General features: G+C 71.0%; 20 protein-coding genes and 1 pseudogene. 4 read left to right on the forward strand and 17 right to left on the reverse strand.

Annotated features, from left to right (window positions below):
- Positions 1–47: 47 nt before the first annotated feature.
- The 8 genes from AB0B89_RS02960 to AB0B89_RS02995 form a co-directional block, all read right to left on the reverse strand.
- Positions 48–1,223: a cytochrome P450 gene (locus AB0B89_RS02960; RefSeq protein ID WP_358547207.1), complete on the reverse strand. Its 1,176-nt coding sequence runs from the start codon at positions 1,221–1,223 to the stop codon at positions 48–50.
- A gap of 215 nt (positions 1,224–1,438) precedes the next feature.
- Entirely contained in the window at positions 1,439–1,762 is a 324-nt protein-coding gene (locus AB0B89_RS02965) for a type II toxin-antitoxin system RelE/ParE family toxin (protein WP_358547210.1), read from the reverse strand.
- On the reverse strand, positions 1,759–2,040 hold the full coding sequence (locus AB0B89_RS02970) for a type II toxin-antitoxin system Phd/YefM family antitoxin (protein ID WP_358547211.1): 282 nt from the start codon (positions 2,038–2,040) through the stop codon (positions 1,759–1,761). Before AB0B89_RS02970 ends, AB0B89_RS02965 begins: the two co-directional genes overlap by 4 nt.
- A gap of 37 nt (positions 2,041–2,077) precedes the next feature.
- Complete coding sequence (locus AB0B89_RS02975; RefSeq protein ID WP_358547213.1) at positions 2,078–3,001, reverse strand: NAD-dependent epimerase/dehydratase family protein; 924 nt, start codon at positions 2,999–3,001, stop codon at positions 2,078–2,080.
- 66 nt (positions 3,002–3,067) lie between these two features.
- Positions 3,068–4,636, reverse strand: coding sequence for a class I adenylate-forming enzyme family protein (locus AB0B89_RS02980; protein ID WP_358547216.1), 1,569 nt, complete (start codon positions 4,634–4,636; stop codon positions 3,068–3,070).
- Entirely contained in the window at positions 4,629–5,918 is a 1,290-nt protein-coding gene (locus AB0B89_RS02985) for a cytochrome P450 (RefSeq protein ID WP_358547220.1), read from the reverse strand. The genes AB0B89_RS02980 and AB0B89_RS02985 overlap by 8 nt, the downstream gene beginning before the upstream one ends.
- Positions 5,915–6,691 (reverse strand): glycosyltransferase, encoded by a 777-nt coding sequence (locus AB0B89_RS02990; protein ID WP_358547222.1) that lies wholly within the window; start codon positions 6,689–6,691, stop codon positions 5,915–5,917. The genes AB0B89_RS02985 and AB0B89_RS02990 overlap by 4 nt, the downstream gene beginning before the upstream one ends.
- Positions 6,692–6,699: 8 nt before the next feature.
- Positions 6,700–7,659, reverse strand: coding sequence for a ketoacyl-ACP synthase III (locus tag AB0B89_RS02995; RefSeq protein WP_358547224.1), 960 nt, complete (start codon positions 7,657–7,659; stop codon positions 6,700–6,702).
- 194 nt (positions 7,660–7,853) lie between these two features.
- Here AB0B89_RS02995 and AB0B89_RS03000 point away from each other — a divergent pair, with 194 nt between their 5' ends.
- The gene (locus tag AB0B89_RS03000; protein ID WP_358547226.1) at positions 7,854–8,483 is read left to right on the forward strand and encodes a hypothetical protein; all 630 of its coding nucleotides are present in this window, start codon (positions 7,854–7,856) and stop codon (positions 8,481–8,483) included.
- Positions 8,480–8,692 (forward strand): hypothetical protein, encoded by a 213-nt coding sequence (locus AB0B89_RS03005; RefSeq protein ID WP_358547229.1) that lies wholly within the window; start codon positions 8,480–8,482, stop codon positions 8,690–8,692. The genes AB0B89_RS03000 and AB0B89_RS03005 overlap by 4 nt, the downstream gene beginning before the upstream one ends.
- Here the strand turns inward: AB0B89_RS03005 and AB0B89_RS03010 are convergent.
- The 3 genes and pseudogenes from AB0B89_RS03010 to AB0B89_RS03020 form a co-directional block, all read right to left on the reverse strand.
- Positions 8,676–9,512, reverse strand: a complete 837-nt coding sequence (locus AB0B89_RS03010) for an undecaprenyl-diphosphate phosphatase (RefSeq protein ID WP_358547232.1) — start codon at positions 9,510–9,512, stop codon at positions 8,676–8,678. The genes AB0B89_RS03005 and AB0B89_RS03010 overlap by 17 nt on opposite strands.
- Positions 9,513–9,733: 221 nt before the next feature.
- Positions 9,734–10,732 carry a hypothetical protein gene (locus AB0B89_RS03015; RefSeq protein ID WP_358547367.1) on the reverse strand — a complete coding sequence of 333 codons (999 nt, stop codon included), beginning with the start codon at positions 10,730–10,732 and terminating at the stop codon, positions 9,734–9,736.
- Positions 10,733–10,813: 81 nt separating this feature from the next.
- Positions 10,814–11,179 (reverse strand): annotated as a pseudogene (locus tag AB0B89_RS03020) (helix-turn-helix transcriptional regulator); the annotation flags it as partial.
- Positions 11,180–11,243: 64 nt separating this feature from the next.
- On the opposite strand from AB0B89_RS03020, the gene AB0B89_RS03025 reads away from it, so the two are divergent.
- Positions 11,244–11,438: a hypothetical protein gene (locus AB0B89_RS03025; RefSeq protein WP_358547235.1), complete on the forward strand. Its 195-nt coding sequence runs from the start codon at positions 11,244–11,246 to the stop codon at positions 11,436–11,438.
- A gap of 110 nt (positions 11,439–11,548) precedes the next feature.
- Here the strand turns inward: AB0B89_RS03025 and gndA are convergent, their stop codons facing one another.
- From gndA to AB0B89_RS03055, 6 genes are all read right to left on the reverse strand, one after another.
- Complete coding sequence (gene gndA / locus AB0B89_RS03030) at positions 11,549–12,982, reverse strand: NADP-dependent phosphogluconate dehydrogenase (protein ID WP_358547238.1); 1,434 nt, start codon at positions 12,980–12,982, stop codon at positions 11,549–11,551.
- Between the two features lie 124 nt (positions 12,983–13,106).
- Positions 13,107–13,772 (reverse strand): HAD family hydrolase, encoded by a 666-nt coding sequence (locus tag AB0B89_RS03035; protein ID WP_358547241.1) that lies wholly within the window; start codon positions 13,770–13,772, stop codon positions 13,107–13,109.
- 206 nt (positions 13,773–13,978) lie between these two features.
- Entirely contained in the window at positions 13,979–15,421 is a 1,443-nt protein-coding gene (locus tag AB0B89_RS03040; RefSeq protein WP_358547244.1) for an LCP family protein, read from the reverse strand.
- Between the two features lie 161 nt (positions 15,422–15,582).
- Positions 15,583–16,893, reverse strand: coding sequence for an acyltransferase (locus AB0B89_RS03045; RefSeq protein WP_358547247.1), 1,311 nt, complete (start codon positions 16,891–16,893; stop codon positions 15,583–15,585).
- Between the two features lie 64 nt (positions 16,894–16,957).
- Positions 16,958–17,980: a hemolysin family protein gene (locus tag AB0B89_RS03050; protein ID WP_358547250.1), complete on the reverse strand. Its 1,023-nt coding sequence runs from the start codon at positions 17,978–17,980 to the stop codon at positions 16,958–16,960.
- Positions 17,977–19,338 (reverse strand): hemolysin family protein, encoded by a 1,362-nt coding sequence (locus tag AB0B89_RS03055; protein ID WP_358547253.1) that lies wholly within the window; start codon positions 19,336–19,338, stop codon positions 17,977–17,979. Before AB0B89_RS03055 ends, AB0B89_RS03050 begins: the two co-directional genes overlap by 4 nt.
- A gap of 241 nt (positions 19,339–19,579) precedes the next feature.
- On the opposite strand from AB0B89_RS03055, the gene AB0B89_RS03060 reads away from it, so the two are divergent.
- Positions 19,580–21,883: a heavy metal translocating P-type ATPase gene (locus tag AB0B89_RS03060; protein ID WP_358547256.1), complete on the forward strand. Its 2,304-nt coding sequence runs from the start codon at positions 19,580–19,582 to the stop codon at positions 21,881–21,883.
- Positions 21,884–21,942: the final 59 nt, after the last annotated feature.

Here is a 21,942-nt window from a genome sequence, read left to right on the forward strand (position 1 = left end):
ACGCCTCGGCAGGGTCTCGCGGTTCCGCGGTCGTGCGGCGGGTCAGCTCACCAGGTGACGGGAAGCTCGACGAAACCGCCGGTCAGACGGCCGGTGCGGGTGCGCAGCCGATGCAGGGGCTCGGCCAGCTCCAGCGTGGGGAACCGCTGGAGCAGCGTGCCGAACACCACCCGGAGCTCGACCCGCGCGAGGTTCGCCCCGATGCAGTAATGCTGGGCGTATCCGAACGCGATATGAGGATCCGCGGCCTCTCGGCCGATGTCGAACACGTCGGGCGCGTCGAAGACGTTCTCGTCGCGGTTCGCCGCCGAGGTGAGGATGAGCACCGCCTCGCCCGCGCGGATCGTCACGCCGCCGACCTCGATGTCGGCCTTGGCGTACCGCACGAGCCCGTGGTCGGACGGCGCGGCCATGCGCAGGACCTCCTCCACCACGGCGGGCGCGAGTGAGGGGTCGGCGGCCAGCGCGTCGCGCTGGGCCAGGTCGCTGAGGAGGAACACGACGCCGTAGTCGATGCGGTTGACGGTCGTCTCGTGCCCCGCGAACAGCAGCCCGGCCCCGAGGTCGGAGATCTCCTTGTCGTCGGCGTCCATGTTGGCCATGTCGGACAGGACATCCTCTGCCGGGTGCCTGCGCTTCTCCAGCACCAGCCCGTGGATGTAGTCGCTGAGCTCGTCCATCGCCATGGAGGCCGCCACCGGGTCGGTCATGTTCGTCATGCCGTCGGCCAGCGCTCGGAACCGGTCGCGGTCCTCGAACGGCACGCCGAGCAGCTCGCAGATGACCAGCACGGGAAGCGGGAAGGAGAAGTGCTCGTGCAGGTCGACCGGCGGCGTCTTGGTGGCCATGCGGTCGAGGAGGTCGTCGACCAGGTCCTGCACGTGGTCGGTCAGGGCCTTCATCCGCCGGGCGGAGAACGCGGGAGCGAGGAGCTTGCGCATCCTCTCGTGCTCCTGCTTCTCGGTCGAGTAGTCGCCTCTCGGGCCGCCGAGGATCACCGAGCTGGAGATCCGCGGCGCGGCGTCGGGATCGGGGTGGGAGCGGCCGAGCCGGTCGTCGGCGAGGATCCGCCGCACCTCTTCGTAACCCGTGACGAGCCAGGCCTCGTCGCCCGCCTGGGTCCGCACCCGGCTGATGGGCGACTGCTTGCGCAGCTCGCGGTATGTCGGTGGCACATCCAGCTGGTTGCGTCGCGGAAACGGCAACTGGGGGAGATCGGACACGATGGGCGCCTTTCTCTCGCCGGCTCACGCCCTCAAGACGCGACCCGGATCGGCTGCTACACCGGATTAGCGTTCCCCGTAACCACTCTTGTCAAGACATGTCATGAGAACTGTGGTGAACCTGCACGGCCCGCACCTCAGATTTCCGGTCCCACGGACATGGATGGCTTCGCTGCCGAGGTCGAGGTGGCACAGATCACGAGGCGCATCGGCGGTCAGATCCGGTAGGCATCTGACCGGTGGCGGATGGACTCCACCGAGACAGTGCCGAGGCACCGATGCTCACCGGGGCATTTCCCTGTGTGCCTGCCGTCGTGGATGCGATAGAGGACCCGCCAAGTCGACCGGCGAGCTGACATCACGCCATCGAAGGGCTCCCGGAGTTCCTTACCCACACGTCGGGGATTCTGAGCCAGCGCGACTTCGAGGAAAGTGAGCACAGCGTCCGCGACAAAGAGGGGAAGCTGCTCGGCGATGGCGCGCAGAGCTGCGGGCCTCAGCTCGATTTCGAACCGTGGAGCATCGTCTGCATCGCTCACGCGGAGGCTCGCCGCGCGGCCAGTGCGGCCCGCGCCTCGTCTAGCGTGTACCCCTCGCCCCTGCGCTGGGCCTCGGCGGACTCGTGAAGGTCGGCAACCGCCGCCGCATCGGACAGGACCGAGAGGGTTTCCTGAGTGGCCTCCCATTCGGCGATGGAGACCACGACGACGTAGGGGCGGCCGTTGCGGGTCACAGTGAAATGATCCTGTGCTTCGGAAGCCTGCGCAGCCAGTTCGGTGAACCGGTTCTTAGCCTCTGTGATCGAAAGTGGCTCCATGGCTACAATTCTAGCTAGACACGTCGGGAAGGGCCAGTCACCAGGTGAAGGCGCCGGTGAAGGATGTGGGTGCCGGGCGGTAGCCGAGGTGGGTTCTGGCGGCGGTGATGTCGAGTGTGCGTTCCACGGACAGGTGGCCTACGGCGTACCGGGTGAGGCGGGGTGGTTCCGGGCGGCGGAGCAGGTGGAACGCGGTCTCGGCGACGGCTGCCACCGGGGTGACCAGGGCGGCGGGCAGATAGGCGGGTTGTGCGTCGATGCTTCTTTCCCGCAGGATCCAGCGGAGTGCGTCGTCGAGCATCACAGGCTCGGCGTCCGTCACGTTGAAGACGCCCGTCTCCACCGGGCCCGCGGCGGCGAGTAGGCAGGCCTGCGCCAGGTTGTCCACAGAGGTCAGGCTGATCCGCTGACGTCCGTCGCCCACCGCCCACAGGCGGCGTCCGCGCACCGCGCCGAGCACCCGGGGAAGCAGCGTCGTGTCCCCCCTGCCGTACACGGCGTGCGGCCTGAGTATCACCGCCGTGTCGCGCACCACGTGCTCGGCCAGCGCCTTCGACGCCCCGTAGGCGTTGACGTACCGGCCGGCCGGGGGCTCGTCCTCGCGTGCCATCACGGTGGGCCGGAACGGGTCGTACACGCTCGCGGTGCTGACGTGGACGAACCGGGCACCGGGGAAGGCCCGCCGGACCTGCGTCGTGCCGCCCAGGTTGACCTCGACGATCTTCCGTCTGGGTCCCCAGTCGGTCACGCTGCCCGCGCAGTGGATCACCGCGTCCACCTCGGGCAGGTCATCGGGCACCGGCCCGGTGATGTCCCACGAGCGGTACGACGCGCGCGGGCCGCCAAGATGGTCACGACCGAGGTCCGCCTCGGGGCGGCGGCCGAAGGCGTACACCTGCCAGCCCCGCGCCGCCGCGGCCCTGGACACCGCGCCCCCGACGAACCCCGACGTCCCCGTCACCGCCACCCTCATCGCGAACCTCTCGCCGGGAAGAAGCTCATCGCGAACCTCTCGCCGGGAAGAAGCTCATCGCGAAGGCCTCATCGCGGCGAGGGTGGCGCGGAGCCTGGCGCGGTCGAGTTTGTCGGTGCGCCCGCCGCGCGGGAACGTGTCGACGACCTCGATCCGGTCGGGAAGGGCGCCCACGTCCACGATCCGCGGGAGGCTCCCGCGCAGCCGGGCCGGGTCGAAGTCCGGGTCGGCGATCACGGCGAGCACGACCTCCTCGTCACCGGTCTCCGGGTCGGGGATTCCGATGACGGCGGCCTCGGCCACGCCGGGAAGCGCCGCCACGGCCGGCTCGTAGAGGCCGGGGTAGATGTTCACCCCGTCCCTGAGGATCATGTCCTTCTTCCGGCCCAGCAGGACCAGGCGGCCGTGCTCGTCCAAACGGGCCAGGTCGCCCGTGGCCACCTCCGTCAGCGGCGGCTCGCCGAGGTACCCCCGGGCGAGCTGGGGTCCCGAGACGAACAGCTCGCCGTCGTCGCCGATACGGACGGCCACGCCGGGCAGCGGCGTCCCGAGCAGGTCCCCCTCCGGGTTGGCGAGCTTCTCCTCCGCCGAGGCGACGGCGATCGGCAGGGCCTCGGTCATGGCGTACACGGACCAGATCTCGGCGTGAGGAGCCGCCGCACGGGCGCGCCGCAGTACGGCGGGCGGCGAGGGGGCGGTGCCGAGAAGCAGGCAGCGCAGCGTGCCGGGAAGCGCCGGGGTCTCACGGAGGATCGTGTCCAGCCGTACGGGCACGCAGAATGCGTGGGTGGCCCCGCGCGCGGCCAGCTCCTCCGCGTACGGCCGCGAGCCTGGCAGCGACCACGTGGCGCCCGCCATCAGCGCCGGCAGGCCCAGCATGAGCTGGTCGGTGTGGACGACGTCACCGGGACCCAGCGGGATCGCGGCCCGGAAGATCGCCGAGCTCTCCGCGAGCGATCCACGGGTGTGGACGACCCCGCGCGGCCTTCCGGTCGTCCCCGAAGTGAACGCGACGACGGCCGCCTGATCCGGCCGCTCGGCGCGCTGCCCGGGGACGGGCCTCCCAGGCTGCCCGACGACGGGCATGCCGGGTTCGGCGACGGGCCCGCCGGCCCGCGCGGCGTTCGCGGGCCGGCCGCGTTCCAGGGTGCGCAGCCGTACGGCTCCCCGGGGAACGCCCGGCAGCCACGGGCCCGAGTACAGGTGGCGCACGGGACGGCCCGGCAGGGGATCGCGCAGGTGCGGGAGGGTCAGCCCGCGACGCCGGGCGATCGCGCGCAGCGGCCCGCTCAGGGCGTACACCAGCGAGTCGGCGACCACCCAGGCGGGCTCCGTCACGGCGATCCGGGCGGCGGCGACGTCGGGCGCGAGGCCCGGGTCGGCGAGGACGAGCATCCCTCCGGCGGCGACGGCCCCGAGGGCCAGCGTGACGGCGTCCGGGCCGGGCCGTACCGCGAAGAGCACCCCGTCGCCGGGACGCAGGCCCGTCATGGCACCCGCGACGGCCTCGACGCGGCGGCGCAGCTCCCCGTACGTCAGCTCCCGGCAGTGCCCGTCGATGATCGCGACGCTGTGCGGCTCGCGCTCGGCGGCGTCCAGGACACCGGTGACGAGATCACTCATCGGCTCCCGACCTCCTCCGCGCATGTGATCCCTCTCCGCCGCGGCGGGCTCCAGAAGTTATCCACAGGTGTGCATAAGTAGGGATGAGCACTCCTCGGGCCGCCACGCGCCGTACGACGCGCACGTCATGGGACAGCACGACCCCGGCGACCGCGCGGATCTCGGCCAGCGCCAGCGGGTACCCGATGCAGAAGTGCGGCCCCGCGCCGAACCACAGCCGCCGCAGCTCGGGAGGATGCGCCGTCGCCAGGTCGAAGGGACCGTACGCGCGGGCGCAGTTGTGGGTCACGATCAGGATCCGGTCGCCGGGCCGTACGGCGACGGGCCCGACGCGCGCGGGGGCGGCCACCGAGCGCAGCATCACCGGCGTCGGGGTGGTGACCCGCATGGCCTCCTCGATCGCCCGGTCGAGATCGCCGGGGCCGTCCACCCGCGACCCGGTGTCGTGCAGCAGCGCGACCAGCCTCGGGACGAACGTGGCCACCGTCTCGGTGCCGGTCAGGAAGAACGCCCCCGCCGCCCCGCGCGCCTCGGCGGCGGACAGGCCGAGGGCCCGCATGCGTCCCATGACCGTGGAGTCCTCACCCCGCTCGTACGCCGCCACCGCGATGTCGCCGATCCGGTCCAGGACCAGGCGGGCGGCCGTGATCTGCCGCTCGGAGAGCCGGCGGGAGCGCAGCGACACCATGGACACGATGCGCTCGCCCTCGGCGAACAGCGACCGCGCGTCCTCGGGCGCCACCTCGCCCATGCCGATCAACCGGCAGATCACCGCGCCCGCCATGAGCCGCATCTCGTCCACGAGGTCGACCGTCTCGCCGCGCGCCAGCCGTGCCGAGAGGCCGGCCAGCGGGGACTCCAGCACGCCGGACACCAGTGAGGCGACCTGGGCCGGGGTGAACAGGGGGGCCAGCTTGCGCCGCAGCGCGGCGTGGGCCTCGCCTTCCATGTTGAGCAGCACGGACGGCCCGAGCACGGGGGTCCAGAGGTCGCCGGGCGAGCCGGGGCCGTCCTTGCGGAAGCGCTCGTCCATGAGCACCTCGCGGGCGGTGGCGGCGTCGTTGACCACCACCCCGACGCCGGGCACCCGTACGACCGGGCCGAGCCGGGCGAGCAGCCGCATCAGCGGATACACGAACGGATGGGCGGCCAGGTAGAGCCGGGTCTCGTGGTCCAGGAACCCGTGTCTCGTGCGGGCGGCGAGGCCGGGGCGGGTCGTGTGGCGCGTCGTACGGGGGGCGGCCGGGGGCCTCGTCCCGTCGGCCCGGAGGCGCGCGGTCATCGGACGTCGACGACGTCGGGACGGTAGTGGTGGTCGGCGTACCAGGCCAGCGTGCCCGCCAGCCCGTACGCGCGCAGCCGCCGCACGGAGCCGTAGACGACCACGTCCCGGCGCGAGGCGTACGCGGGGGTGAGCTTGCGCACCCGGTTGACCAGGGCGCGGTCCTCGTGGACCTCCTCGATCGCCGTGCGCGGGAACCCGCCCGCCCGCTCGTACAGCGCGGAGGTGATCCCCACGGTCGCGCCCGGCATCATGACGTACGGCCCGAGGTAGGCGGCGTCGCGGTTGCCCGGCCGGAAGCGTCCGAACGCCGCCGCCACGCCGACGACGAACGGGATGAGCCGGCGCTCCCACAGCTTGAGCCGGAACTCGTCAGTACGCGGCCGGAGCCGGCCGCCGACCATCTCCAGGCCGTCGCCGAAGCCCCGCTTCATCCCCCGCACCCAGTCGCGGCGCGGCACACAGTCGGCGTCCGTCCTGGCGAGGTGGGTGCCCCCCCGGGCGATGGCATGCCGCATCCCGGTGTCGGAGGCGGCGCCCGTGCCCTTGTGCGACTCCTGGATGACCTCGATCGTCATGGGCGAGGTCCTGGCGTAGGCCCTCACGACGTCGGCGGTCCCGTCCGTGCTCATGTTGTCGACGACCACCAGCGTGAAGCCGGGGTCGTCCTGGGCCTCCAGGGCGCGGAGCGTCGCCTCGATGCCCCCGGCCTCGTTGTAGGCGGGGACGATCACCCACAGGTCCATGCCGCCGCCCGTCACAGATCCGCTCACAGATCCGCTCACAGGTCCGCGAACAGCACGCCGAGGCTGATGCCGCCGCCCAGGCCGAGCAGGGCCACCCGGTCGCCCGGCCCGGCGCCCGAGGCGGCGAGTTGGAGGGGCAGGGTCGCCGAGGCGCAGTTCCCGTGCTCGGGCAGCGTCACGACCAGGCGGTCCTCGGGGATGCCGAGGATCCTCGTCAACGCCTCCAGGTACGGCAGCGCCACCTGGTGTACGGCCACGAGTTTGAAGTCGTCCCAGGTCAGGCCGGTGCGCTTGAGCGCGTCCAGGAAGATGTCCGGGCCGACCAGCTCGAAGGCCTCCCTCAGCCGCTGCCCGTCGCCGCGGAAGTAGGAGTACTCGGGGTCGCGCGGGTGGGCGGAGCCGCCGCCGGGCAGGGTGCCGATCGCCCACGCCGTCGAGTCCGCCGAGAAGTCGCGGTAGAAGATGCCGCGGTGCGGGTCGGCGGTGACCAGCACCGCAGCCCCCGCGTCCGAGAGCGTGTATCCCGCGAAGGCGTCCACGAACTGCGCGCGGCCCGCCACCCGCCACCGTACGGCGCGCGAGGGGACCTCTCCCGTGCAGACCAGCACCTTGCGGTGGCAGCCGGTGCGGACCAGCGCCTCGGCGACCTGGATCCCGTTGAGCATGCTGTTGCAGGCGTTCTTGACGTCGAACACCGGGCACGACATCCCGAGCTTCGCGGCGACGATGTGCGCGGTCGCCGGCTCGACCATGTCCTGCGACGCCGACGCGAAGATGAGCAGGTCGGCGTCGCCGATGTCGAGCTTGCGCGCCGCCGCGACCGCGAGGTCGGAAGCCTGCTGGTCGTCCGCCGCGACGTGCCGCCGCACAATCCCCGTCATGCGCTCGATGACGCCGCGGTAAGGGACATAGCCCTGGATCCGCGCCTCCACCTCGCCACTGGTCAAAGTGCTTTCGGGCAAGTACGTCGCGACGCCCGAGATACGGGCCTTCATCGCGCCCCTCCGTGTTGTCTAAGAATCGCCCCCGCTGTCGGTAATCTACCGAACTTTTCCTGCTGTCCCTCAATTCCGGCGGGCCGTCCCGGCGGTTTTGAGCGCCTAAATCATGAAAAATCGAAGTTGAGCGTGCTCGACGGGTGGGGGAAGCCGATAATCCCGGAGAAGGTCGAACGCCCAGGAGGACGTCTGTGACCGAACCGCGCCTTGAGCACGCCCACGACATCCGGCGGAGGCCCGTGCTCGTCCGTGTACTGACGGGTCCACCCGGTGCGTCACTGCTCGGCGCCACGGCCCTCACCGGGTTGCTGACCCTGTACGCCTTCAGCGTGCCCGGAGGCTACTTCCTTGCGACGCTGGCCGCGATGGCGGGCACATGTGTGCTCGGGATCGTCTGGATTCCCCGCTTCGTGGTCGCGGCGCTGCGGCGGGACGGCCGGCCGGGGCTCCGCCGGCACTGGGCCAGGTGGATCGCGGTGCCGGTCATCGGCGCGGTGGTCGTGGGCCTTGTCATGCTCGACCTGCCGTTCCGGGCACGGTTCGTGGTCTCCCAGCCGCATCTCACGCGACTGGCCCAGGCGGTGAACTCGGGAACGGAGCCCGAGCGGCAGGGCGGGAGACGGGTCGGGCTGTTCCCGGTGGACAACGTGCAGCGGTTCGGGGGAGGAATCCTGTTCGACATCGAGGGCGCCGGCTTCCTCGACTCTCACGGGATCGCCTGGAGTCCCCGAGGCGAGCCGGGGCCGGGCGAGGACGGCTACGACCGCATCCAGTGCGAGCACCTCACAGGACCCTGGTACACGTGGGAGGAACCGTGGTGAGCGGTAGGAAGATCCTCCAGTCGCCGGCATTCTGGGTGGCGCTCACGGTGCCGCTCGTCTTCGGGGTGCTGGTGTTGCCCTGGAAGTACGCCCTGGTGCCGCCGTTCGTCACGATGACCGCCGCCGTCGTCGCCGCGTACGGCGCGTCGGCTCGCGACGCGGCGACGGCGGAGGAGGTCGCGGCGGAGGACGCTAGTTCGCCGGGATGAGGCCGAGGCTGACGGCGATGATGACGAGTGCGCCGAGGAGCACCCGGTACACGATGAACGGGGTGAAGCGGTGCGTGCTGATGTACCGCAGGAACCAGGCGATGGCCGCGTACCCCACGGCGAACGACACGATCGTGGCGAGGATCGTCGGCCCCCAGTCGGGCGCCTGGTCGTCGCCGATCTTGAACAGCTCCAGCACGCCCGACATCAGCACGGCCGGGATCGCCAGCAGGAACGAGTACTCCGCGGCCTCCTCACGCCGGTAGCCGAGCAGGAGACCGGCGCCGGTCGTACCGCCGGACCGGGAGACGCCGGGGATGAGGGCCAGCGCCTGGGCCAGGCCGTACGTCAGGGCGTGCGGCAGGTTCAGGTCCTTGTCCAGGGTCAGCTCGTTGCGTGCCACGCGGTCGGCGACGGCGAGCAGCAGGCCGAAGACGATCAGGCAGGCGCCGATCAGGCGCAGGTCGCGCACGGTGGTCTCGATCTGGTCCTTGAACGCGAGGCCCAGCACGCCGATGGGGATGCTGCCCGCGATGACGTACCACCCCATGCGCGCGGCCGGCTCCTGCCGGAGGTCCGGGGTCCAGAGCGAGCGCGTCCAGGTGGAGACGATGTCCCAGATGCGCTTGCGGAAGTAGATCAGGACGGCGGTCTCCGTGCCCAGCTGGATGACGGCGGTGAAGGCGGCTCCCGGGTCCTTCCAGCCGAAGAAGGCGGAGACCACTCTGATGTGGGCGCTGGAGGAGATCGGCAGGAACTCCGTCAGCCCCTGCACCAGGCCCAGCACTAACGCCTCGAACCAGCCGATCAATGAACGCACCTTCCGGGGAGAGGCCGCGTGGGCGCGGTGAGACCAGGCCGCGCGGCCGCGTTGGCGGGGACCTGCGAGGCTAGCCGAATTCGGGCACCAGAGTGCTCGGCCAGGCGGGGCCGGTGACGCGGGCTCAAGGGGGGCCGGTGACGCGGGCTCAAGGGGGGCCGGTGACGCGGGCTCAAGGGGGGCCGGTGACGCGGGCTCAAGGGGGGCCGGTGATCGCGGGCTCAGACGGGGGTCAGGGAGCCCGTCAGCTCGCGGGCCAGCTCATGCATGCCGCACTGGCGGACGCCGTCGATCATCATGCGGAGGTCCTTGGTGACGCGGGTGGAGCATACGCCCTCGGCCAGCATGACCGCGCGACGGGCCTGCTCGGTGCCGGTGTCGCGGTCGCCCTCGCGGATGCGGAGCACCGCGAGCCGGGTGAGGCAGCGCAGCCCCGTGCGCGTACGGCTCTCGCCGAGCCTGTCGAGCGCCGCGGCCAGGCGCTCGCGCGCTCGCGCGTCGTCGCCGAGCTGGAACAGCGCGAGCCCGAGCGCGCTGTCGTGATGGCCGGGGGAGACGGTGATGTGGTGTGCCCAGTCGGGTGCGACCGCGGGCTCCTCGCGGGCCAGGGCCTCCTCCGCCAGGCCGATGTGCCGGAGGCCGCCCGGCCGGTCGCCCGCCGAGGCGCAGTGGCGGGCGGCGACGGCGTGCACGTTGGCGCGCTCGGCGCTGGAGATGCGCTCGTCCCCGAGCGCGAGGCGGAGGATCTCGACGCCGTCGCGGGGCCTGCCCATGTCGGCGAAGGCGACGGACAGATCGAGCATGGTGTGCGCCCGCAGGTCTCGGTCGGCCCCGCGCGCCGCCGCGTCGAGGGCGAAGGTGAGGAGCCGTGCCGCCCGCTCCATCTGGCCCTGGTCGTACGTCGCCCACCCGACCCGGTCGGCCAGCAGCCCGACTGCCGAACAGAGCCGCTCGCGCGTGGGCTCGGTCATGCGACGGTCTTGTAACTTCACCGCCCATTCGAGCGACCCCCGTGCCATGGCGATCGCCGCGGTGCCCCCGCGGGCGAGGTCCATGCGCATGTAGAGGTCGGCGGCGGCCTCGACGGCCTGCACCTCGGGTAAGCCGACATGGGTCGGCGGCTCGGTGCCGAGGCCTTCGAGTAGACGGGTAAGAGGCTCACCCGTGGCGACCCCCACGGACGCCGCCGCGATGACTGAGAGTAGGCCTCGCCGCTTCATGTCATCGACGGTACCCACTTCGGGGGGGCAGGCATCCGGCGTTCCTGTTGCGGCAAAAGGAACGGTCATGGTGCCCAGAGCGGCCTCGTAATGCCGAATTAACATGGGGGTGATCTCGCGGTCACCCCTCTCGGCCCGGCTGAGGTGACCTGCGGAAACACCCGATATCAGTGCGAGCTGGCCCAAGCTGAGGCCCGCACGCTGACGGGCGGCGCGCAGATCCTCACCAATGGTCATGGTCACTCCACGTGTTGCGGCAACGACGGTGCGGCACCACGGCAACGGTGACACCGAGTCATCAGGACCTAACACTGACCGTAGCGCGGAAGTAACTCGCGCAGACCGATGACGCCATAACTGGCGGACCCACAAGGGCGGTTCGTGTGCCTTGCGGGTCCTTTTGAGATTCGGAAACCGAGGTCCGGTCAGTGCGCGAGCCCACAGCATTTCCCGTCAGCCGGTACGCCGGCTCACCTCCGCCGTTATCCGGGCACCGTCAGCAGGAGGCACGATGAACCCCGCTCAGCTGGACGCGACCGGATGGACGGTCTTCCAGTCGGACACCGGACGCTTCTGGGCCACCCGGCTACGGTTCGACGACGAGATCGAGGCCGCGGGAGTGTGGCGGACGGTGGACGCCGACGACGAGACCGGCCTCGCCGAGCTGATCGCCGAGCAGGAGCAGCGCGCCCGGTCGGCGTCCTGAGCCGCCCGCCTCCGCCTCCGCCCGCCTCAGTCTCAGCCGGCCTCAGTCTCCGGACGGCCGGCGGCGCGGGCCGCGTCCCATCTCGTGACGACGGTCCGCATCTTGCGGCGTCAGAGGTCGGTGCGGGTCTCGGGGTGGCCGGTGAGCTCCCATTGGGTGTGGTAGACGCCCTCGCTGTCGACCTTGCGGTAGGTGTGGGCGCCGAAGTAGTCGCGTTGCGCCTGGATCAGTGCCGCGGGGAGCCGCTCGGCGCGCAGCCCGTCGTAGTACGCGAGCGAGCCGGCGAAGCCGGGGGCGGGGATGCCCCGTCTGACCGCGGCGACGACCACGTCGCGCCACCCGTCCTGGGCCTCGCCCATCTCGGCCGCGAAGTGGACGTCGGACAGCAGCGTGGGAGCGTTCGGGTCCGCCTCGTAGGCCGCGCGGATGCGGTCGAGGAAGCGTGCCCGGATGATGCAGCCACCCCGCCAGATGGTCGCCATCGCGCCGAGGTCGATGTTCCAGCCGTACTCCGCGCTTCCGGCCTGGATCTCGTTGAAGCCCTGCGCGTAGGCGACGACCTTCGAGGCGTACAGCGCCTGTTCCACGTCGTCGGCGAAGGAGGACGGGAGGTCGTCACCGGTGGGGCCGGGCAGGACGCGCGCGGCCTTCCGCATGTCGACGTGGCCGGAGAGGGAACGGGCGAAGACGGCCTCGGCGATGCCGGTGACCGGAACCCCGAGGTCGAGGGCCGCCTGCACGGTCCAGCGGCCGGTGCCCTTCTGCTCCGCCTGGTCGAGCACCACGTCGACGAACGGCTTGCCGGTGGTGCGGTCCATGTGCGACAGCGTCTCGGCGGTGATCTCGATGAGGTACGACTCCAGCCGGCCGGTGTTCCAGGTGCGGAACGCCTGCGCGATCTCGGCGGGCGTCATCCGCACGCCCTTGCGGAGCAGGTCGTACGCCTCCGCGATGAGCTGCATGTCGGCGTACTCGATGCCGTTATGCACCATTTTCACGAAATGTCCGGCACCGTCGGGGCCGACGTACGTGCAGCACGGCACGCCGTCCACCTTGGCCGCGATGTCCTCCAGGATCGGGCCCAGCGACTTGTACGCCTCGGGCGAACCGCCGGGCATGATGCTCGGGCCTTCGAGCGCGCCCTGCTCGCCGCCCGAGATGCCGACGCCGACGAAGTGGATGCCGAGCTCCTTGAGCGCCTGCTCGCGGCGCCGGGTGTCGAGGAAGTGGGCGTTGCCCCCGTCGACCATGATGTCGCCGGGTTCGAGCAGGGGCGCGTACTCCTCGATCACCGCGTCGGTCGACGCGCCCGCCTTCACCATGATCACCATCTTGCGCGGACGCGCCAGCGAGGCCACGAAGGCCTCCGGCGTCTCCGCGGGGATGAATTCACCCTCGTGGCCGAACTCCTCGATCAGCGCCTTGGTCTTCGCGCTCGTCCGGTTGTGCACGGCGACCGTGTATCCGTGCCTGGCGAAGTTGCGCGCCAGGTTGCGGCCCATGACCCCGAGTCCCGTGACGCCGATGACCGCCTGCTGTGCCATGTCCGATCACTCTCCTTCCGATCTAGCAATACGCCGTGGACGGCCGCCGGGTTCGATGGACGTCGGGACGGGCGCGGCATCGTGCCTTCGTGGTCGTTCCGGCTCCCGGGGTCGTCCTGCCGCGTCAGCTCAGGAGCCGGCCGATCGGCGTCTCGTCCAGGTGGCACAGAAGGTCCAGGCAGTCCTTGTACACGACCTCGGCTCCCGCCTCCAGAAGTGATCCGGTGTCGATGCCGCCGGACCGGAGGGCGACGCATCCGACCTTCGCCGCGCGGGCGGCCAGCGCGTCCCACACGCTGTCCCCCACCATGATCGCATTATTCGGTGGAAGGCCCGCCTTGTCGAGCGCCTGCCGTACCGGCTCGGGGTGGGGCTTGGACTTGTCGACGTCGCCCGCGTGCACGAGGGCCGAGACGGCGTCCTGCGCCCCCGTGACGCCTATCAGGCGCTCGGCCTGGTCCTTCGGGGCGCTGGTCGCCGCCACCACGAGCAGGCCGCGATCGGAGAGGGCCTGGAGCAGTTCGCCCGCCCCCGGCACGGGCCGTACCTCGTCGATGCGCGGCTTGTACAGCTCCGCGTGCGTGTCGGAGATGGCCTGGGCCTCCTCGTCCGACACGTCAGGAAGCAGGTAGTCGATCAGATCCCGATCAGCCCGGCCGATGGCTCCATGGATGTCCACCATGAGGACGTCACGACCCTGCCGCCTGAAGCCTTCCCACCACGCGGTCACGTGCAGGTAGTTCGTGTCGACCAGGGTGCCGTCGATATCGAAGATCACTCCGTGTCGCATAGTTCACCATCCCTGAGGTGCCCGGACACTCGCTTCGTCCCCCGTGCCGTTCTGGGGGATCCCGCCGGTCCACCGGCGGGATCGGGCCCTTCACCGAGGGCTTGACCCCACAACAGAGAGCAAGTGACACATGTCCGGATCCGTACCCCGGAGGGCGCGGATGCAACAAGGACGCCTGAGGAGCCGGGAAGGCGATGACGAGCGGGTCACTCGGCCGAGCAGGAGTCCTGCGTCGCGTCGATCCCCTTGAGCTCGTCCTCGGAGACGGGGGCGGCCTTCAGGCCCTTCCAGTCGGAGCCGATGACCAGTGCGAGCCTGGTCGTCGTGACGTTCTTGACCGGGAGGTTGCGCGAGACCAGCAGGTCACCGGCCAGCGTCGGCACCCGGCTCTGCCCGTCCGCGGCGTAAAGGATCGTCGTCTTGGGATACGGCTTGCGCTTCGTGTCGCCGACCTTCACGACGGTGTAGCCGCGCTGCTCCAAGGCGGCGGCGACCTGCGTGCCGAGGCCACCGCGGGTGGTGCCGTTCTGCACCGAGATCTCGATCTTGGACTTCGCGATCTTGCCCTGGCGGCCCGTCTTGATGTGCGAGCCCTCGATCTTCGTGTCGGTAGCCACGAGCTGGAAGAGCCGCTTGGCCTGCGGCTGCACCCACTCGACCCGGCCGGGCTGGGTGAGGGAGTAGCGCCATGGCGTGGTGACGAAGCGGATGTCCCCTGCGGCCAGGCCCTGCGCGCTCCCCGCCAGGTCCTTCATGACTCCCACGGTCAGCCCGGGGTCGGTCGTGACGGACTTGGTGGCCGCGTCGAGGAAGCTGAACAGCTTGGCGGGGTCGCTCAGCGTCGCCCCGCTCATCGCCTTCTTGATCATTGAGGCGAGGAACATCTGCTGCCGCTGGATGCGGCCGATGTCGGAGCCGTCGCCCAGGCTGTAGCGGGCGCGGACGTACCCGAGCGCCTGCTCGCCCTTGACGGTCTGCTTGCCGGCGGGCAGGTGCAGCATCGCCTTCTTGTCGTCGATCGCCTTCGGCACGCAGATGTCGACGCCCCCGAGGGCGTTCACCATGCTCTTGAAGCCGGTGAAGTCCACCTTGGCGTAGTGGTCGATGCGGATGCCGGTGAGCGACTCGATCGTCTTGTAGGTGCAGCCGATGCCGCCGAAGTTGAACGACTCGTTGATCATGCCGAGGTGGGCGCGCTGCCCCAGAAGCCCCAGCTTGGGCTTGGGCGCGCAGGCGGGCAGCTGGACCAGCGAGTCACGCGGGAAGCTGATGAGCAGGGCGTTGTCGTGGTTGGGCGACACGTGGGCCAGGATGATCGTGTCGGTGCGCTCGCCGACCTCCCTGTGGCCGTACTTCACGTTGGCGCCCGCACGCGTGTCGGAGCCCACGATCAGGATGTTCAGGGCCTTGCTGAGCTTGGCCGGGCGCGTGCCCAGATCCTTGGCGTCGACCTCGATGTGTTTGATGTTGCCGCTCAGCTTCGTGTAGGCGCCGACCAGCGTGGCGCCCCCCGCCACCGAAACGCCCGTGACCGCCGCGACCAGGCACCACAGCCACGCCAGGAAGGGCCGCTTCGCCCTGTCGGCCGGACTGTCCGCGGACTCGTCCACGGGCTGGTCAGGGCGCACATCGACAAGCCCGCCGTTCATTGTCCCCACGGAATGGCCAGGGCTGGTGGCCCGAGGCCACGCGCCGACTCCAGGCGCCGGATCCGTCTGCCCGGCAAGCCGCGAGCAAGTCTAGCCATGCCGGTGATATTTGTGGTCCCCTGTCGCGGAATTCGCAGGAAGTCCGCATTTTCCCTGCTGCATCACCGGTAAGAGGGCTCACTCGCCGCGCGGGCGAGACGATGACCCATCCGCTGGGCCGGTCTCTCGACGAAGCGGTAGCTCAGCGCGGCACAGCCGATCACGCTCGTGAAGAACACCGCCTCCCAGACCAGCCGCGTCATGAGCGGGATCCCCGACGGATCGGTGGTCAGACTCCTGATGACCTGCAGGACCAGGGGGTGCAGCAGGTAGATGGAATAACTGGCCAGGCCGAGCCAGACCAGCACAGGTGAGACCGTACGGTGGCGAAGGGCGAGCCCGGCGGCGAAGGTGAGCCAGGCCGCGACGACCGCGGTGGACCAGCTCCACTTGAACGCCTGCTGCCCGGCCTCCGACATGCCCCACCCCGGCCCGAGCCACACCGCCGCCGCGACCGACAGGACGGGCACGAGGCCGATCATCCAGCGTGACCGCGCCCAGGCGACCGGCGAACGCTCCAGGCGGTAGATGGCGGTCCCGCCGAACATCGTCGCCAGGATGATGAGGCTCTGCCACGCGCCCACCCTGCTGTTGAAGGTGAGGAGCACGACGGCGAGCACGGCGATGACCGCCGCGCCTTGGAGCCGTACGTCGCGCTTCGCGCTGAGGACGGCGGCGATCCCGCCGAGGAGCACGACGGCCGCGATCCCGACCACGCTCGCGCCCAGGGCGTGGGACAGCCACCCGGCCGGTACGAGCGCGCCGGCGACGAGCGCGCACACGGCGAAGGTCAGCGAGGTCCCGGCGCTCGCCCGGTGGACGCCGAACACGAACATGGCGGTGACCAGGAGGTAGAACGCCATCTCGTACGAGAGGGTCCAGAAGACGTTGACGACGCTGGGCACCTGGAGCAGGTCCTGCAGCATCGTCACGTGGGCCAGCGTGGAGCTCCATGGCCGCCCGGAGGTCTGCGCGGGGAGGGTGGAGTACACGCCGACGACGGCGAACACGGTGCCGATCGCCGCCACCAGCGCCCACAGGGGGTAAAGGCGGAAGAACCGGGTGATCCAGAAACCCCGCACACTGCCCCGCCGTTCCAGTGAGAGCGGAATGACATACCCGCTGACCAGGAAGAACACCAGCACGCCGTACTGCCCGAAGTCGAACCACGGGCTGATCGAGCCGCGGACCTCCGGCAGGAGGGCGTCCAGCGAGTGCTCGAAGACGACGATCAGCGCCGCGATCCCGCGCAGGGCGTCCAGCCACGACTGTCGGCCGCCTTGCGACGACGGTGACGAGGCCGGCGAGGGTGACGAACGGGTCGCGACATGCATTTGTCCTGTGCTGCCCCAGATGTCCGCGCTCTTAACCACCGGGTCACGCTATTAGTCGAATCTGGATGAAAGATGACAATAGCCGCACTGGAACCTGACAGGACTAGCTCGGGGTCTCCTGGCTGGCGTGGTGGAGGAGGCCCGTGAGCACGTCCTCCAGGGTGACGACCCCGGCCACGGCGCCGCCGTCGTCGACGATCGCGGCGAGCTGGGCGCGGCGCTTGCGCATCGTCGCGAGCACGTCGGCCAGGGTGGTCCTGCGGTGTACGTGGGGCAGGGCGCGGGCCGGCAGGGGTTCGTGCGCCGCGTGGCCGTTGAGGGCGTCGAGGACGTGGAGGTACCCCGACAGCTCGCCCGGCCCGGCGCCGCGTACGGGAAATCGTGAGTGGCCGTAGCGTCCGGCGTTCTCCTGCAGCTCCGCGGCGCGGGTCGTGGCGGGCAGGCTGACGACCTCGCCGATCGGCACCATGACCGACTCCACCGGACGGGCGTGCAGGGCGAGCGTCGCGATCATGCGATCGTGCTCGTCCTGGTCCAGCAGCCGGTGCCTGCGCGACTCCTGGATGAGGGCGGGCATCTCGTCGGAGGTGTAGACCGAGCGGATCTCCTCGGTCGGCGGGATCCTCAGCACCCATAGGACGGCCGCGGCGAGGGCGTTGACCCCGACCAGCACCGGGCGGGTGGCGCGCGCGACGAGGCGCAGGGGCGGCACGAGCCACAGGGCCGCCTGGTCGGGGCTGGACAGGGACAGGTTCTTCGGCACCATCTCGCCGATGATCACGTGTGCGGAGACGACGAGGAGCAGGGCGAGGGTGAAGGCGGTCGGATGGACCAGGCCCACGGGGAGCCCGAGGGCCGCGAACAGCGGCTCCAGGGCGTGGGCGATGACCGGCTCGCCGACGGCCCCGAGCGCCAGCGAGGCGAGGGTCACGCCGAGCTGGGCGGCGGCGAGCATCAGGGGAACGGAGTCCATGGCCGCGAGCACCGCCCCGGCCTTCCGGGAGCCCTCCTTGGCCAGGGGCTCTATCTGCGTGCGGCGGGCGGAGATCAGCGCGAACTCCGCTCCCACGAAGAACCCGTTCGCCGCGAGCAGCAGCACGATGGCGAGCACGTCGAGCAGGCTCATCGGCCCTCCTCGCCTTCCGGGGCGGTGAGCGTGATGAGCTCGATGCGGTGGCGTCGCATGGTGTCGACTCTGAGGGTCCAGCCGTCCACGACCACGCTGTCCCCTGCGTCCGGTATGCGGCCGAGACGGCTGATCAGCAACCCCGCGAGGGTCTCGTACGGTCCTTCGGGCATCTGGAACCCGGTGCGCTCCTCGGCTTCGTGGGCGCGCAGGAGCGCGGGCACGGCCACGGAGGCGCCGGGGGCGAGGAGGGCGTGCTCCGGCTCGGCCGAGCCCTCCTCGGGCAGGTCGTACTCGTCGGCGATGTCGCCGATCAGCTCCTCCGCCAGGTCCTCGACGGTCACGATGCCGGCGAAGCCGCCGTACTCGTCCACCACGACCGCCATCTCCGCCCTGGCCGTGAACAGGCGCTCCTGCAGGGTCGCGAGGTCGAGCGACTCGGGGACCAGCACGGGGGGACGCCGGATCTTCTCCACCCGGGTCTCCTCGCGCAGGGACTCGGGCACGGCGAAGGCGTCCACCACGGAGGCGACGCCCACGATGTCGTCCATCTCGCCACCGGAGACGGGGAGCCGCAGGTGGCGCTCCCGCCTGGCCAGGGTGAGGAACTCGGCGACGGTGTCCCCGTCCGTCACGGTCACGCAGTCCATGCGCGGGGTCATCGCCTCGGCGGCGGTCATGTCGCCGAAGCGCAGAGCGCGGCGGAGCATGGCGGCGGTGCCCGTGGGAAGGGTGCCGGCCTCGGCCGACAGGCTCATCAGCAGGCTCAGCTCGTCGGGGGACCGGGCGGAGGCCAGCTCGTCCTGCGGCTCGGCCCCGAGCGCCCGGACGATGGCGTTCGCGGTCGCGTTGGAGGCCTTGATGAGCGGCGCGAACACCGCCGAGAAGATCCGCTGTGGGGGCGTGGAGAGCCGCGCGACGGCCATCGGGCGCGACAGGGCGGCGTTCTTCGGGACCAGCTCGCCGAGCACCATCTGGCTCACCGTGGCGATGAGGAGGCCAAGCAGCGCGGACACGCTCTCGGTCGCCCCGCCCGGCAGGCCCGGGATCCACTCCACGGCGGGATGGAGCAGCCCGGAGATGGCGGGCTCGGCCACGACGCCGAGCAGGAGCGAGGTGATCGTGATGCCCAGTTGTGCCCCGGAGAGCTGGAACGACAGCCGCCTGATCGCCGCCTGGATGCCCTGGGCCCCACGGTCGCCGGCGGAGGCGAGCCGCTGCACCTCGCTCCGCTCGACGGTGACCAGGGAGAACTCGGCCGCGACGAAGACGCCGTTCGCGATGACCAGGGCCAGCGCGCCCAGCAGGAAGACCAGCTCGACGATCACGGTGTCGTCCTTCCGCGAAGCCCGCGACATCAGTAGATCAGACCGTGCGACATGTTCGGTTCTCCGCCCGAACCGTATCGGCACGGCCATTCCAGGGGGAATGCCGCTCCAGATACCCCTGCGGAGGGCGCCGAACCCTCGCCGCGCGACGAGGCCCACTTGACGCGCAAGGTACTGTAGGGGGGTATGGTTCCAGGACATAAGGGCAGGCTGCGATTGGCGCCCGCGACTTGGGGTCACGCACTATGGGAGACGAACGGGAGGAGACGCCATGACGTCCGTCACCAGGAGGCCGTCCGCCGGGGGCGGCCAGATCGAGCTGGCCATCGGCGGCATGACCTGTGCCTCGTGCGCCTCCCGCGTCGAGCGCAAGCTGAACAAGATCGACGGCGTGACCGCGACGGTCAACTACGCCACCGAGAAGGCCAAGGTCGTCTACGACGGCGAGGTCCGGCCGGAGGACCTGGTCGCCGAGGTCGAGAAGGCCGGTTACTCGGCCGAGCTGCCGAGCGCCGAGCCCGTGACCGAGGAACGCGACGAGCCGGCTCCGCTGAGGCGGCGGCTGATCGTGTCGATCGCGCTCACCGTCCCCGTGATCGCGATGGCCATGATCCCCCCGCTGCAGTTCGACAACTGGCAGTGGCTGTCGCTCACCCTCGCCGCCCCGGTCGTGGTGTACGGCGGCCTGCCGTTCCACAGGGCGGCGCTGACCAACCTGCGGCACGGCACCGCCACCATGGACACGCTGGTCTCGATGGGCACGCTGGCGGCGTTCGGCTGGTCGCTGTGGGCGCTCTTCTTCGGCATGGCCGGCATGCCCGGCATGCGGCACGGGTTCGAGTTCACGCTCAGCCGGGGGAGCGGCGCCGGGAACGTCTACTTCGAGGCCGCCGCCGGGGTGGTCACCTTCATCCTGGCGGGTCGCTACTTCGAGGCCAGGTCCAAGCGCCGGGCGGGCAGCGCGTTGCGGGCCCTGCTGGAGATGGGCGCCAAGGACGTCGCCGTCCTGCGCGCCGGCCGCGAGGAGCGCGTCCCGGTCGAGCGCCTTGCCGTGGGCGACACCTTCGTCGTACGGCCCGGCGAGAAGATCGCCACCGACGGGGTCGTGGAGGAGGGCGCCTCGGCGGTCGACGCGTCCATGCTCACCGGGGAGTCCGTCCCCGTCGAGGTACGGCCCGGCGACACCGTGACCGGCGCGACCGTCAACGCGGGAGGCCGCCTGGTCGTCCGCGCCACCCGTGTCGGAGGCGACACCCAGCTCGCCCAGATGGCCCGGCTCGTCGAGGACGCGCAGAACGGCAAGGCCGAGGTCCAGCGGCTGGCCGACCGCATCTCCGCCTTCTTCGTGCCCATCGTCATCGCCCTCTCGCTCGGCACCCTCGGGTTCTGGCTCGGCACGGGGAACGGCGCCGCGGCGGCCTTCACCGCGGCGGTGGCCGTGCTGATCATCGCCTGCCCGTGCGCGCTCGGGCTGGCCACGCCCACGGCGCTGATGGTCGGCACCGGGCGCGGGGCGCAGCTCGGCATCCTGATCAAGGGCCCCGAGGTGCTGGAGTCCACCCGGCGCGTGGACACGATCGTCCTCGACAAGACGGGCACCGTGACCGCCGGCCAGATGACCCTGGTCGACGTGGTGACCGCACCGGGAGTCGAGCGCGACGAGGTGCTGCGGCTCGCGGGATCGCTGGAAGCCGCCTCCGAGCACCCGATCGCCCAGGCGGTGGCCAGGGCGGCGCTCGCCGGCCGGGAAGACGGCGCGGGGCTGGCCCCGGTGGAGGGCTTCGCGAACATCGAGGGTCTCGGCGTGCGAGGGGTCGTCGACGGCCACGCCGTGCTGGTGGGCAGGCCGCGACTGCTGGGCGGGCACTCGGGCGACCTGCCGGTCGAGCATCGGCGAGGAGAGCCGGCCGAGAGCTCGCAGGGGTTGCCGGCCGATCTGGAGCGTGCCGTCACCGATGCGCGGGCGCGTGGTGAGACCGCCGTCGCCGTCGGCTGGGACGGGCGGGCGCGTGCCGTGCTGACCGTCGCCGACGTGGTCAAGCCGACGTCGGCCGAGGCGATCTCACGGCTGAAGGAGCTCGGGCTGCGTCCCGTGCTGCTCACCGGGGACAACCAGGCGGTGGCGGAGACCGTCGCGGCGTCGGTCGGCGTACCCGTCGGGGACGTGATCGCCGACGTGCTGCCCGCGGGGAAGGTCGACGTGATCAAGCGCCTTCAGTCCGAGGGCCGGGTCGTGGCCATGGTGGGAGACGGTGTCAACGACGCGGCCGCGCTTGCCCAGGCCGACCTCGGCATGGCGATGGGCACCGGCGCCGACGTGGCCATCGAGGCGTCCGATCTGACCCTGGCACGCGGGGACCTGCGGGTGGCCGCGGACGCGATCAGGCTCTCCCGCCGCACGCTCCGCACGATCAAGGGCAATCTGTTCTGGGCCTTCGCCTACAACGTGGCCGCGATCCCGCTGGCGGCGTCGGGGCTGCTCTCCCCGATGATCGCGGGTGCCGCGATGGCGTTCTCGTCGGTCTTCGTGGTCAGCAACAGCCTCCGGCTGCGCCGGTTCGCCCCGCTGTCCTGACCTCGTCGCCGCGCGCCCGCCCGCGCGTGGCCGGTCCCGATGGCCGGGTGAGGGGCGGG

The sequence above is a fragment of the Sphaerisporangium sp. NPDC049002 genome, from assembly GCF_040649355.1.
GTDB lineage: Bacteria > Actinomycetota > Actinomycetes > Streptosporangiales > Streptosporangiaceae > Sphaerisporangium.

Excerpts from the sequence above, each read along its gene's own strand:
- AB0B89_RS02970 (WP_358547211.1), bottom strand. The coding sequence starts at position 2,040 with ATGGAGCCACTTTCGATCACAGAGGCTAAGAACCGGTTCACCGAACTG.
- AB0B89_RS02980 (WP_358547216.1), bottom strand. The coding sequence starts at position 4,636 with ATGAGTGATCTCGTCACCGGTGTCCTGGACGCCGCCGAGCGCGAGCCG.
- AB0B89_RS02985 (WP_358547220.1), bottom strand. The coding sequence starts at position 5,918 with ATGACCGCGCGCCTCCGGGCCGACGGGACGAGGCCCCCGGCCGCCCCC.
- AB0B89_RS02995 (WP_358547224.1), bottom strand. The coding sequence starts at position 7,659 with ATGAAGGCCCGTATCTCGGGCGTCGCGACGTACTTGCCCGAAAGCACT.
- AB0B89_RS03015 (WP_358547367.1), bottom strand. The coding sequence starts at position 10,732 with ATGAAGCGGCGAGGCCTACTCTCAGTCATCGCGGCGGCGTCCGTGGGG.
- AB0B89_RS03025 (WP_358547235.1), top strand. The coding sequence starts at position 11,244 with ATGAACCCCGCTCAGCTGGACGCGACCGGATGGACGGTCTTCCAGTCG.
- gndA (WP_358547238.1), bottom strand. The coding sequence starts at position 12,982 with ATGGCACAGCAGGCGGTCATCGGCGTCACGGGACTCGGGGTCATGGGC.
- AB0B89_RS03035 (WP_358547241.1), bottom strand. The coding sequence starts at position 13,772 with ATGCGACACGGAGTGATCTTCGATATCGACGGCACCCTGGTCGACACG.
- AB0B89_RS03040 (WP_358547244.1), bottom strand. The coding sequence starts at position 15,421 with ATGAACGGCGGGCTTGTCGATGTGCGCCCTGACCAGCCCGTGGACGAG.
- AB0B89_RS03050 (WP_358547250.1), bottom strand. The coding sequence starts at position 17,980 with ATGAGCCTGCTCGACGTGCTCGCCATCGTGCTGCTGCTCGCGGCGAAC.
- AB0B89_RS03055 (WP_358547253.1), bottom strand. The coding sequence starts at position 19,338 with ATGTCGCGGGCTTCGCGGAAGGACGACACCGTGATCGTCGAGCTGGTC.
- AB0B89_RS03060 (WP_358547256.1), top strand. The coding sequence starts at position 19,580 with ATGACGTCCGTCACCAGGAGGCCGTCCGCCGGGGGCGGCCAGATCGAG.